Source organism: Bacillus sp. FJAT-27445 (assembly GCF_001510665.1).
Taxonomy (GTDB): Bacteria; Bacillota; Bacilli; order Bacillales; family Cytobacillaceae; genus Bacillus_D.
In genome coordinates, this window is record NZ_LMTI01000002.1 from 369,395 (window position 1) to 381,625 (window position 12,231).

A 12,231-nucleotide genomic window follows, 5' to 3' on the forward strand; every position below is an offset into this window, starting at 1 on the left:
TATGGGCTTTTTTTTAATTAAAAAACGGCGCTGTCAATTGCGCCGTTTTTGCATTTATTCGGTCCGTAGCGTTCCCACTTTCTTCCCCATCCTGACGTCAAAAGGGGTTGAAATGGATGGATCCGCCGTGAAACAGCCTTTTTCAAAGAGTAGGACAATGGTGGAACCAAAACTGAAATAACCTATTTCTTCTCCCTTTTTCAAATCAGATCCCGTATGGGTCGTCTCGATTGAGTTTACAAACATGGCCCCCACTTTAACCACGGCGACAATGCCTTTCCCCGTCTCGATTTCGGATACCATCCGGAAATTCTTCGATAATGTATCAACCCCATACTTAAGTCCCCATTTATTGACTGGATACGATTTTGTACCCAGTGTCCATTGCTTTTGCACTTTTCCATCGACCGGGCTGTGGATACGGTGATAATGGCTCGGGCTTAAATAAAAAATCATATAAACCCCATCCATGTATTTTTCGGCTGTTTCCCGGTCTCCAAGCATGTCAATGACGGAATAAATCTTTCCTTTCACTTCCATTTCGCTAGTGGGCTTTACTATGCCTATATCCTCAATGACTGCATCAACCGGGCTTACAACAGAATATTCACCAAGGTCGACCTCGCGGGAGCCAGGCTTTAGTTTCCGTATAAACAAGTCGTGCAAGGTTGGGAATTCTGCCAGCGATGTTTCCATTTCATCGGTATTAAGGCGGTAAGCTTTCGCAAAGCGGGAAACAACTCCCCTGCTCCGCGGTGATCTTGCAAATTTCCTCAGAAGCGACGATGTCCACTTTCCATTTGTTAACTCAATGAAAAGCCGGTAGAAGGGCTGAAACAATGTACTTACCTCCAAATAGTGTAAATATACTCTTTACGAACCGTCATAAAAGCCTTAAAATGAAAGTAATATAGGGTAATGAACGAATCGGCCGATTGGATAAACACATAAATTAGGAACCTTGGCCACTGCCTTTGTTTCTTTTATACCAGGTAAACCGCTGACCCCCGGATAGCTCAAAAGGAGTGAGGAAATGTTTTTATTAGAAGTAGTAGACCAGACAGTCAAAAAACTTAAGACACAAACAGCCAATGTTCTGACATTACTGAATTTGTCGCTGGGCGGTTTTGCAATCATATTTACTTTACACGGGAATTTACGGCTTAGTTTACTGCTCATCTTTATCGCGGCACTTGCAGACAGGTTCGACGGTATGGTTGCCCGGAAGTTCAATATAGAATCCGAACTGGGAAAACAATTGGATTCCATGAGTGATATTATATCATTCGGAGTTGCCCCTGCACTATTAATTTACCAAGGCATTTTATTTGAATTTGGCGGCCCTGGATCATTTTTTGTTGTTTTCTATATCGCATGCGGCGCATTCCGCCTAGCCCGTTTCAATATTACAGAAAGCAATGGCTATTTCACAGGCTTGCCAATTACGGCGGCTGGATGCCTGGTAACTCTCAGCTTCCTGGCTATCCCATATATTCCGCCGCAAACATTCCTTTTCATTGTCATGATTCTATCATTTCTGATGGTCAGTCCGTTTAAACTGCGGAAAGTATAATCAATACCCCGGCAGCCTTTGCTGCCGGGGTATTTTTTTATAAGCATTTAAAGATTTTTGGTTAATTCAAGGAATTCGTGGACATCCTCCATGCAAAGCTCAATTGCACTAGCCCAGAAATCTTCTTTTGTCAGGTCTGCACCAAGATGCTTTTCAGCCAGCTCCTCGACAGTCATCGATGCCGTATCCTTCAAGAGGGCGATATACTTCTCTTCATAGCCGCTCCCTTCTTCAAGCGCTCTTGCATAGATGCCGAGCGAGAACAGATAGCCGAATGTATAAGGGAAGTTGTAAAACGGCACCCCTGTAATAAAGAAATGGAGCTTCGATGCCCAGAAAGACGGATGGTACTCGTCCAGGGAATCCAAGTAAGCTTCACGCTGTGCTTCCTCCATTAACTCATTCAGGCGGGCAGCGCTGACAAAGCCTTTTTTCCGCTCCTCATAAAACCTGTTCTCAAACAAGAATCTGGCATGGATATTCATAAGGAAAGCAACTGACCTTTGGACTTTATCGTCAAGTAATGCCAGTTTCTCTTCTTCTGTATTCGCATTTTTGACAGCTGCGTCTGCTACGATCATTTCCGCGAACGTCGAAGCAGTTTCAGCCACGTTCATTGCATAGCTCCTGTTAAGCAAGTGAAGGTCTCTCATCGCGTATGTGTGGAAACCATGTCCAAGCTCATGGGCGAGAGTTGATATATTGGATGGCGTACCAGAGTACGTCATGAAAATCCTCGACTGCTTCGATTCAGGGAAATAGGTATGGAATCCGCCTGGCGCCTTGCCTGGTCTATCTTCCCCTTCAATCCAGTTATTTTCAAAAGCGTGTTTGCTGAAAGAAGTCATTTCCCCGCCAAATTTGGCAAATTGCTCAAGGATGAATTCCGCTCCTTCATGGTAAGGCACTTTTGAATCCGCGCTGCCGAACGGGGCATCCTGATCATACCAGCTTAGTTTTTTGGCCCCCATCAATTCTGCTCGACGCTTTAAATATTCTTTCAGTGGCTGTTTATTGGCTGTTATTGCCCCCCACATTGCGTCCAGCGTCTCTTTTTTCATCCTGTTGTAATCAAGCGGTTCCTTGAGGAAATCGTCCCATCCTCTTAATTTATATACATTGAGGCGGAATCCTGCCAGGTGGTTGAGGATTTTCGCCAAATAATCCGCATTTCCTTCCCAAGCTTTTTCCCACTCTTCAAATATAGCCTTTCGGACTTCACGGTCAGGGTTGGAGAACAGGTTTGCAGCCTGGCCGACGGATAGCTGCTTCACTTCCCCATCCTTTTCAAAAGCGACCTTTGTTTTTCCGACAACCATGTCGTACATTTGGCCCCAGGCATGGTAGCCGTCAATTCCAAGGGCATTGATCGCTGCTTCCTCCGCGCCGGATAGCTTTTCCGCCGCACGTTCACGTCGTTCTGTCAAAACGAACGCCAATTCATTCAGCTTGCTGTCCTCCATCAAAGCCTTCCATTCTTCTTCCCCTATTTTTGCAAGCTTCCCATCCAATACAGTTAGGGCTGTTTGGAAGGCCGCATTTAGTCCAGTTGCCTTGGCGAGGAGTTCATGCGCCTTTTTGTCCTCTGTATTTTGGGCCTTGAGGCAACTAAGGAATGCTCCGGCCTGGCGTGTTTTTTTTGCCGTCCTTTCAAATGAACCGATTAGGCTGTCCAATGTTTCTGCATCCTTGCCATCGCCAGACGGCTCCCACTGTTCTACTTCATTTAAAAACGCTTCAATCGATTCTTTTGTGTTCTCAAGGTGATTCTGGAATTCAGGTGAAGCACTACCGCCCGGAAAGAAAACATCCAAATCCCAAACATCGGAAAAAGTTGCGTTGACCATTTTTTAAATCCCCCTCTAATTTTTTTGCCGAAAGTTAGCCCGGCGGATATATGTACCATTTTATTATAGTGTTATTTTCAGAACATTTCCAATTCACAACCCTGCATCTTTCCAAAAAAATAGGGCCGCCTAAAGCAGCCCGGCATTACCTTAACATGGACGGCCGCAGAAATACCACCAGCCTCCAAATAACAGTACAATGATCAATAGTATAATGAATAGCGCATATACGAACCCGTAGCCCCCGCCAACCAGCCCATAACCGTAGCTATATGGGTATGGAGTATATGGATAGCCGTAATACATCAAACTCACCCCTTCCCTTTACTATAGGGTATGTACCGGGCGGAATCCTGTATGGGCGTATAAGCCTACCCGTTGAAAAAACAGTTTGTAATGCTTTTATCAATAAAAATAGGCAGCTTTATCAGCTGCCTTTCCCTTTTTTCCGTCTGTCCTTTTCTGCCCGGTAAAATTCATGGAACATTTTCATCAAGGCCCGCTTTTCTATCCTCGATACGTAACTGCGGGATATGCCCAATTCCTTGGCAATTTCCCTTTGAGTTTTTTCTTTTTGCAAATCCAGGCCGAATCTGCCGACAATTACTTCCTTCTCTCGGGGATCGAGGACCCCGATATATTGCTTGATTTTCTCAAGCTCCATGTTCAGCTGGATTGTGTCAATGACGTCCTCAGATTCAGATTTCAGTACATCGATCAGTGAAATTTCATTTCCTTCCTTATCCTGGCCAATAGGGTCATGAAGGGAGACATCTTTTTTTGTCTTCTTCAATGCCCGCAAGTGCATGAGTATTTCATTTTCAATACAACGTGCGGCATATGTGGCCAGTTTCGTGCCTTTGCCTTCCGAATAACTTTCAATCGCTTTAATAAGCCCGATCGTCCCGATTGAGATAAGATCTTCCGCATCTTCTCCAGTATTTTCAAACTTTTTAACAATATGGGCAACGAGCCGGAGATTGTGTTCAATGAGGAGATTGCGGGCATTCTCATCCCCCGCCGCCATCAGCTTCAGGTACTTTTTTTCATCGGCCGAAGACAGCGGCTGCGGGAAGGCATTGTTTTTTACATAAGATACGAGAAAAAGGACTTCCTTTACCAAATAACCAAGGGCAGCCAGAATACCGGACATATTTTCTCCCCGCTTTCTGCTCAGCTTGTGTTTTACCTAACTCTATGTAAAAAAAACGGGAAAAGTGTCTGTCCGCCCAAAATTTCACGAAATGCTCTCATGGTAAATATATCCTCAAAAAATTTATCTCATCCTGAATTTCTTCCTTTACGGCTTTTGGAGAAATAGACATTGTCCACAGCTGATTGTAAAATAGTGATGAAAGAGGGGATATAGTTGGCTGAAAAAATCGTTCTATTGCTTGTACTGCTAATCGTTGTGCTTGCCACAGCTGCTCAGATAATCTTCGGAGGATTTACTGCCACAAAGGGACTTGCGGCTGCTGGGGCAATCCTTCTGGTCGTATATCTCTGGATCAGGCCGCGCCGTCGCAGGTAAAAAGAAAAAAGCATTAATCCATGTAAAATGGGTTAATGCTTTTTCTTTATTAATCTTCGACGCTTACCTCTGCAGCAATTATGCAGCCAATTGTTCCAGTAATAATCAATGCAATGACCATCATGAACATAACCAGCACCCCTTGCTCTGTCCGATTTATATATATCAAAGTAATTATAGTATATATAATGGATACCGTACAGCCTTGAGGCAACTTTAACGGCTGTTCCGGCACTGCTTCCTCAATCGAAATAAAAATGCCAAAAAAAAGCAATGTATCGGCATCTTCTTTTCCTCCTTTCGGAAAACAAAATTACGCTGTATCTTTCCAAATCCAATACCAGCCTCTTCTATTCTGCATCAAAAATATCATGTCCTACTACCGCCTTTCCTGTTATAGTGGCCTGTAAAGATTGAGGGCACGCGCTTTGTTTTCCTCATCTATCCTTCTGGAATGCTCCATGCCTATCAATTCTTCCGGGCTGTACTCTCTTTTTTTAATCGTGATTGTAAAGAAAAATAGTTGTAATGTCATTATTTTCACCACCTTTAATTAAAACGTGCGGTACATTGAAAATCGGCGATCCTTGTTCGCCTCGGTAATTTTTCGGATGCTTTCCCGTCTCATAATTTCCTCAGGGTCCATTTTGCGTTTTTTAATCGTAACCGTCACAAAGAAAATGTTTAATGTCATTTCACTCACCTCCTCAAATCCATATCCTTTTTTCCACACAAAAAAGCCGCAGAAAGCATAGCTTTCCTGCGGCACACCAACGCTCTGTAATCGGCCATAAAAAATGGGCGCAATAAGAATAAGCAAAGGTTTTTGGACATAAAAATGCCGCAGGCACAGTTCTCCCGCGGCATGGACATGGCTATTAACCAAACTTACTTGTTAGGCAATCCAATCCCTGAAGGCAGAACATGCATGATAGTTATATAAAGTTTTGATGCCAGTGTAAAACTTAATCATGGTAATGCCTCCTTTCAGGTAATTTTTCACTAACTATGGCAATTATATACACTATCTCTGTGTTTGTAAACATTTTTATGAAAAATATTCATGCATTTCCTCATACTGGAAAAAACTATAGATTAGTTCTTCACCATGAATGCTTGTGTCCGAATAATTTAATGAAGATTGTAGTGGAAGGCACGAAGAATTCTGGTAAACCCCCCCTCGTAAAACTCACTTGTGACCACTAATTTAATTTAACAGACAGAAAAAAACGCTTGAGCATTCCAAGCGTTTTTATTTGCATATTTTACTTTATTATCGCTTTTTAGCTGAAATAGTGACCGTACCAACCAGTTTTGGGTGTAATGCACTAGCTTTTCCATACATTAATTAAGTCGCAGTCCGTATATCGGCGGCGTGTTAGCGTATATCGAAAGTTTCCGGTCGGATATCGAAAATTTCGAAGCTGATATCGAAAAATTTTTCAAGATAACGAAAATTCCAAGGCAGATATCGAAAACTGTCAAATTTCGGACACAATTTCGCATAACCCCGATGGATTCCATTTCACAGAACAAAAGGGCAAGCGCATACGCCGCAGGCAAAGAAATTTCAGGAAACCTTTCCTTGTGCTACCGCTCTTTCTACTTCTGAGGATTGTGCTACCGAAATTAATTCTCTCAAGTTATCCAAAATGTTCGCAATAAAAAACGCCCATTTCGGGCGGTATATGTTAAAGGAAATATTCTTCTCCATCCTCATGTTCCAAAAGCATTTCCCTATATTCCCTTGATTTTAAGAAAAAGAGAATCGAGACTGCAAGGAAAACGAGCGATGAAATTGACATGCCAACCAAATCCATTGCCTTTGATGGGGCTGTAGGAAGAATGGTGCCGATGTAGAAAAATGAGCCGGCCGCCAAAAGGACGATTCCGAACCATTTGGTATCGGTCATTTTCTCAAAAAGTTCTTTTGCCTGTTTTTCCATCTGCTCACCTGCTTTTCTAATAGAATACTAACTTAACTTAACATATTTTTTAGCTTAGTGAGCAATGTAATTATTAACATTGTTGGAACATTGAAAAGTAAGATGCTTCAATATACTGGCAGCAAGCAAAAACGCCAGCCCCTTTTAGGGCCGGCGCAACTATATGTTTTATTCTAATGCATTTTTAAGATCTTCAATCAAATCTTCCGCATCCTCCAGGCCGACAGAAATTCTGACGAGCCCGTCTGTTATGCCAAGCTCTGCGCGCCTTTCAGCCGGAATGGAAGCGTGGGTCATCCTTGCTGGCACAGAAATGAGGCTCTCCACCGCACCAAGGCTTTCCGCCAGGGTAAAATATCGCACCTTGCCAAGCAGTTCATCGGCCTTTTCAGCGCTGCCGACATCAAACGAAACCATGCCGCCGAAACCGCGTGACTGCTTTTTGGCAATTGAGTGGTTCGGATGGGTTTCAAGGCCAGGGTAAAAGACCTTTTTGACGCCAGGATGGCTTATTAGGAAATCAACAATCGCCTTCGTATTGGCTTCAGTCTCCTCCATACGGATTCCAAGTGTTTTCATTCCCCTCATCAGCAGCCAGGAATCCTGCGGGCCGAGTACGCCGCCTGTTGAGTTTTGGACGAAATGTAGTTCCTGAGCAAGTTTTTCGCTATTCACAACCGCAAGCCCAGCCACAACATCGCTATGGCCGCCCAGATACTTAGTTGCGCTATGCAAAACAATATCGGCTCCCAGTTCAATTGGATTCTGCCAGTAAGGAGTCGAGAACGTATTATCAACAATTGTCAACAGGCCATGTTCCTTGGCCAACTTTGCCACTCCCGCAATATCGGTAATTTTCATAAGCGGGTTTGTTGGGGTTTCCAAATGGATTGCCCTGGTGTTCGGCCTGATTTCCTTGCTGATGTTTTCCAAATTGCTCGTATCAACAAACGTTGTATCAATGCCCATCCGGTTCAATACCTTTGTCATGACACGGTAAGAGCCGCCATACACATCGTCAGTGAGGATAACATGGTCGCCAGAGTTGAACATCATCATGACAGCCGTCATAGCCGCCATGCCGGATCCGAAAGCGAAGCCAGCATGTCCGCCTTCAACGTCCTTGATCAGTTCTTCAAGGGCATGCCTTGTCGGGTTGCCTGTCCGGGAGTATTCAAAGCCTTTATGGCCGCCGACTCCCTCCTGTTTGTATGTGCTCACCTGATAGATCGGCACGGAAACCGCGCCAGTATATGGATCAATAGGCTGACCACCATGGATTAATCTGGTTTTCCTTTTCATTTATATCCCGCCTTCATAAATCTTTTTACTTAAATATCTCTCGCTTCCGTCCGGAAAAATAACGACTATATTCGTTCCGCTATCTGCAGTTTTAGCTTCCTGGAGAGCCGCGTGGAAAGCTGCGCCGGATGAACTGCCGACAAGCAGCCCCTCCTTGGCAGCCAGTTCCTTGACTATGCCGAACGCATCTTCATCAAGAACAGTATGGATTGCGTCAAAATAGTTTGTGTCCATAAAGCCGGGCAGCATTTCCATGCCAATGCCCTCCGTTTTATGCGGGCCGGACTCGCCTCCGTTCAGGATTGAGCCTTCTGGTTCGACAATGACTGTTTTTATCCCTTTATCCTGTTCCTTTAGAAAACGGGCGGTCCCCATGAAGGTGCCGCCTGATCCCGCGCCCGCCACAAATACGCCAATTTCCCCATCCATTTGCTCCCAAAGCTCGGGAGCAAGTGTTTTGTAATATGTTTCCGGATTAGCAGGGTTCTCAAACTGTTGAGGGCAATACGAGCCGGGAATCTCGTCGAGCATTTCCTTCGCTTTTTTGATTGCGCCCTTCATGCCCTCTTCGGTTGGCGTGTGGACAACCTTCGCGCCTAGAGCTTTCATAAGCTCCTGCTTTTCCAGGCTGAATTTTTCCGGGACGCAAAAAACAACATTTATTCCCCTATTGATTGCAGCAAGGGCAAGACCGATCCCAGTATTGCCCGCGGTAGGCTCGATAATCGTACCGCCTTCCCGCAGTTTGCCGCTTTCAAAGGCCTCTCGCAGCAATTCGAGTCCGAGCCTGTCCTTTACGCTTCCGCCGGGATTCAGGAATTCTAGCTTGGCAAAAATTCGTACCCCTTCCGGTAAAGGAAATGATTTAATTTCAACGATGGGTGTATTTCCAATCAATTCATGGACATTATTATAAACCTTCAACTTTCCTCCCCCGTTTCGCTTCTATTTAAGAGCCGATACCATTTTCATGACAAGTGTCGCCGAGTGGAGGGCCGCCTTATGAAGGAATTGGTCAAAGGAAACATTCGATTCCTTCCCGGCAATATCTGACAAGGAACGGATAATCACGAACGGGATATTGAATTGGTGGGAAACCTGCGCAATCGCGGCTGCTTCCATCTCGACAGCCTGCAACCCAGTAAACTTTGTCCTGATAAATTCAACTCTTTCCGGGTCTTCCATAAAGGAATCGCCTGTCGCAATCAAGCCTTTGACGATCTGGATATCCTCAATCTCATCGGCTGCAGCTTCAGCAATCGCGACGAGTTTTTCATCCGCCTTAAAAGCAGGGGGAAGCTCGGGAACCTGTCCGTATTCATAGCCAAATGCCGTGACATCGACATCATGATGGCGGACTTCCGTGGAAATGACCGCATCGCCAACCTCGAGAGATGGGTCAAATCCTCCGGCAGATCCGGTGTTGATTACGCAGTCAGGCTTAAATCGTTCCAATAGGATGGCGGTCGACATCGCCGCATTTACCTTCCCGATGCCGGACCGTAGCAGGATTACGTCAACCCCATCCATTTTTCCTGAAGTAAATTCGCATCCTCCGATTACCTCGCGGGTTTTTCCTTCGATATTGCTCCTTAATAATGCGACCTCTTGTTCCATCGCTCCTATAATGGCAATTTTCATTTTGTAACCTCACTTTTTTAAAATTTTTCACCTTCCATCAGCCAGACAAAGTCATTGCATCTGGAAAAGCTGGCGTGAAAGCCATTCTCCTCAAGAATCGCCTTCAAAACCGGAATAGTCGTATAATATTCCCTTTCGAGGTCCGCCGCAAGGTTTTGGAAGCCTTTTTCCTTGGCATCCCTTATTGCGTCCTTGAACGCTTCGGAAGATTCATACATTGTATCCGCAAATACTATTTTACCACCGTTCGGCAAAATTTTTCCATAAAGGGCTATAGCTTCCCTTTTCTCCTCATCGGTCAAGTGATGAAAGGCGTACGTACTAACAAGTGTAAATGGATTATCAAGTTCCGGAAAGCTCAAGAAATCGCCATCAAGAATTTGCGCCTTCCCTAATAGTTTGGATTCGGCTATTTTTCTCATCGCCGGCGATGGCTCAATGCCGGTAACTTTCAAGCCGCGGGCCAACAAGCGGCTCGTAAGATTCCCGGTCCCGGAACCAAATTCAATTACATGCCCAGAAGCCTTGTCCGCCACCGCATCCAGGATCCTGCTGTAATGTTTGAACACCTCTTCGTACTCCTTATCATGGCCTTCGACGCTGTCATCATAGGATTCTGCCCAAACCTCGAACAAATCAAGAAATTCCCTGCCCATCTATATACACGCTCCATTTTTATTAAACTCATAATTCCTATTGATATACTATGAATTAAAACGAACCATGTTCCCAATTTATCACATCCTCTTCCAATCTTCAACTGGCGAATTGCCACCAATCTCAGTTTACGGCTACAATGGAAATGACTAATGACTAGGAGGAATCACGTTGAATCTGCAGTTTGACCTCTTTGAGGATAAAATTGAATTTTTTGAGGCGACAAGCCTTTCTGCTCTAGAAAAGAAGATTGCCGCACAAATAGAAGTGAATAGGGCCATCATGCTGCATGTACATTCGGTCTCGCATCAAATGCATGTCAATGAGGAAAGAAAGGCTTACTTTACCGCAGCGGTTCATTTTAAGCTAAAAAAATAGCAAGGGCACCTGCGCCCTTGCTCGTATTATTTTTTATCATTTTCATATAATTCTTCTACCTTGACCGGCTTATATCCTTCTCCGTCCACCCATTCGATATACACACGGTATGCCTGGTCGCTTCCTTTCGCTGTAACGGTCCCAATTGCCCCGCCTTCCTTGCTCCGGTCCCTTTCAAGCCACCATGTTGTTATATTGCCTTTGTCAGTGCCTATAGCATATGCAAGGGCATCATGCATTTCGTCCCAATCAGTGGAATTGCTGTCAACGACAACCTGGTGATCACCTGTCTGGCTTGTACCGACAGGCTGCCACCCCGGATTTTCGATTGTCTTTTTAACATTCGGGGAGCTTCCTCCCTCTGTTTCGACGGGCTCATCTACCTTTTCATCTTCTGTTTCCCCATCCGATTGACCATCATCTGCCCCGGCAGAATCACCGTCATCGGACGAATTCCCCCCTTTATCATCTGCGGGTGTTCCGTTGTCCCCGCCTTTTTCAGTACCACCGGATTTTTGCCCAGCTTCTGCTTTATCCGCCTGCTTTGGCGAAGCATCATCATTTCCCGCAAAAATCGAAAAACCAACTGCAAGGATTAATAGAATAACAATTGCAATCAAGCTATTTAAAATGATGTTTGTCTTTTTTCTTTTTGCACGGTAACGCGAACGGTTCCCATTTGAATACCCATGATCCATAGACAAGGCCTCCCTAAGAAAGATTGACATTATTCTATCATGAGAAGCGTGAAAGATGAAGAATTAACCTTCTACCTCGGGTTGTCCCGGCTATGCAAATAGGCCACTAATTCGGCGAATAGCTGGTTAATGCCGCCCTCATCTCCCTCTACATCGAGGTTGACAGTAACAAGGGCATACCGCGGATTTTCAAAGGGAAAATAGCCTGCAAACCATTTATTATGCAGCTGTTCTTTTCCCAAAAATCTACCTGTTTCAGCTGTTCCAGACTTCCCCGCAACCTCATAGGGAAGGCCGGCGAACCATCTGCCAGTCCCTTGGCTGTCCGTTACGACCCTTCTTAGCAGTACTTGAAGTTCGCGGGCTGTTTGCTGCGAAATTTTTTGCCCGGGAAGTTCTTTTTGCGGGAACTCAAACATAACCGTGCCGTTCTTGTATTCGATGGAAGAAACAGCTCTTACTTGTTGCTTGTCCCCGCCTCTGGCAATCGTTGCCATCATATTCGCAACGGCAAGGGGCGTGGCCCTTACTTCTTTTTGGCCGATGCCCGATAGTGCAACAAAATTATCATCCTCACGTTCACTGTCTGTTAAAAATACCCGCCCTTTCTCTTCATCCAATTGGTGGAATTCCTGAAAATGAAATACATTCCCCACCC

The 12,231-nt window shown here is 44.9% G+C and carries 17 protein-coding genes; 3 read left to right on the plus strand and 14 right to left on the minus strand.

Features of this window, described 5'->3' with window-relative positions; genetic code table 11:
• Positions 1–54: 54 nt before the first annotated feature.
• Positions 55–840: a phosphatidylserine decarboxylase gene (locus AR337_RS06535; protein WP_059171214.1), complete on the minus strand. Its 786-nt coding sequence runs from the start codon at positions 838–840 to the stop codon at positions 55–57.
• A 193-nt stretch (positions 841–1,033) separates the two neighbouring features.
• On the opposite strand from AR337_RS06535, the gene pssA reads away from it, so the two are divergent.
• Positions 1,034–1,573, plus strand: coding sequence for a CDP-diacylglycerol--serine O-phosphatidyltransferase (gene pssA / locus AR337_RS06540; RefSeq protein WP_059171215.1), 540 nt, complete (start codon positions 1,034–1,036; stop codon positions 1,571–1,573).
• Positions 1,574–1,620: 47 nt separating this feature from the next.
• Here the strand turns inward: pssA and AR337_RS06545 are convergent, their stop codons facing one another.
• The 3 genes from AR337_RS06545 to sigK form a co-directional block, all read right to left on the minus strand.
• Positions 1,621–3,420 carry a M3 family oligoendopeptidase gene (locus tag AR337_RS06545; protein WP_059171216.1) on the minus strand — a complete coding sequence of 600 codons (1,800 nt, stop codon included), beginning with the start codon at positions 3,418–3,420 and terminating at the stop codon, positions 1,621–1,623.
• Between the two features lie 150 nt (positions 3,421–3,570).
• Positions 3,571–3,726 carry a hypothetical protein gene (locus AR337_RS23465; RefSeq protein WP_172797516.1) on the minus strand — a complete coding sequence of 52 codons (156 nt, stop codon included), beginning with the start codon at positions 3,724–3,726 and terminating at the stop codon, positions 3,571–3,573.
• A gap of 121 nt (positions 3,727–3,847) precedes the next feature.
• Positions 3,848–4,573 carry an RNA polymerase sporulation sigma factor SigK gene (sigK, locus tag AR337_RS06550; protein WP_059171217.1) on the minus strand — a complete coding sequence of 242 codons (726 nt, stop codon included), beginning with the start codon at positions 4,571–4,573 and terminating at the stop codon, positions 3,848–3,850.
• Between the two features lie 216 nt (positions 4,574–4,789).
• Here sigK and AR337_RS23065 point away from each other — a divergent pair, with 216 nt between their 5' ends.
• Complete coding sequence (locus tag AR337_RS23065) at positions 4,790–4,951, plus strand: hypothetical protein (protein WP_156424328.1); 162 nt, start codon at positions 4,790–4,792, stop codon at positions 4,949–4,951.
• A 49-nt stretch (positions 4,952–5,000) separates the two neighbouring features.
• Here the strand turns inward: AR337_RS23065 and AR337_RS06555 are convergent, their stop codons facing one another.
• The 8 genes from AR337_RS06555 to AR337_RS06590 form a co-directional block, all read right to left on the minus strand.
• Positions 5,001–5,225, minus strand: a complete 225-nt coding sequence (locus AR337_RS06555) for a hypothetical protein (RefSeq protein WP_059171218.1) — start codon at positions 5,223–5,225, stop codon at positions 5,001–5,003.
• Between the two features lie 120 nt (positions 5,226–5,345).
• Positions 5,346–5,486, minus strand: coding sequence for a YrzI family small protein (locus AR337_RS22645; protein ID WP_082686883.1), 141 nt, complete (start codon positions 5,484–5,486; stop codon positions 5,346–5,348).
• Between the two features lie 18 nt (positions 5,487–5,504).
• On the minus strand, positions 5,505–5,645 hold the full coding sequence (locus AR337_RS22650) for a YrzI family small protein (protein WP_082686903.1): 141 nt from the start codon (positions 5,643–5,645) through the stop codon (positions 5,505–5,507).
• Positions 5,646–6,642: 997 nt separating this feature from the next.
• Positions 6,643–6,897, minus strand: a complete 255-nt coding sequence (locus tag AR337_RS06570) for a YrhC family protein (protein WP_059171221.1) — start codon at positions 6,895–6,897, stop codon at positions 6,643–6,645.
• A 168-nt stretch (positions 6,898–7,065) separates the two neighbouring features.
• Complete coding sequence (locus AR337_RS06575) at positions 7,066–8,199, minus strand: bifunctional cystathionine gamma-lyase/homocysteine desulfhydrase (protein WP_059171222.1); 1,134 nt, start codon at positions 8,197–8,199, stop codon at positions 7,066–7,068.
• The gene (locus tag AR337_RS06580) at positions 8,200–9,123 is read right to left on the minus strand and encodes a PLP-dependent cysteine synthase family protein (protein WP_059171223.1); all 924 of its coding nucleotides are present in this window, start codon (positions 9,121–9,123) and stop codon (positions 8,200–8,202) included.
• Between the two features lie 21 nt (positions 9,124–9,144).
• Positions 9,145–9,840, minus strand: coding sequence for a 5'-methylthioadenosine/S-adenosylhomocysteine nucleosidase (gene mtnN / locus AR337_RS06585; RefSeq protein ID WP_059171224.1), 696 nt, complete (start codon positions 9,838–9,840; stop codon positions 9,145–9,147).
• Between the two features lie 17 nt (positions 9,841–9,857).
• Entirely contained in the window at positions 9,858–10,496 is a 639-nt protein-coding gene (locus AR337_RS06590; protein ID WP_059171225.1) for a class I SAM-dependent methyltransferase, read from the minus strand.
• Between the two features lie 172 nt (positions 10,497–10,668).
• On the opposite strand from AR337_RS06590, the gene AR337_RS06595 reads away from it, so the two are divergent.
• Positions 10,669–10,875 carry a DUF2536 family protein gene (locus AR337_RS06595; RefSeq protein WP_059171226.1) on the plus strand — a complete coding sequence of 69 codons (207 nt, stop codon included), beginning with the start codon at positions 10,669–10,671 and terminating at the stop codon, positions 10,873–10,875.
• A 26-nt stretch (positions 10,876–10,901) separates the two neighbouring features.
• Here AR337_RS06595 and AR337_RS06600 read toward each other — a convergent pair whose 3' ends face one another.
• Both AR337_RS06600 and AR337_RS06605 read right to left on the minus strand, forming a co-directional pair.
• A complete protein-coding gene (locus tag AR337_RS06600) occupies positions 10,902–11,573 on the minus strand; it encodes a YrrS family protein (protein ID WP_059171227.1) in 672 nt (223 codons plus the stop codon).
• Between the two features lie 71 nt (positions 11,574–11,644).
• A partial coding sequence (locus AR337_RS06605; protein WP_253701538.1) for a penicillin-binding transpeptidase domain-containing protein occupies positions 11,645–12,231 on the minus strand: 587 nt, incomplete at its 5' end.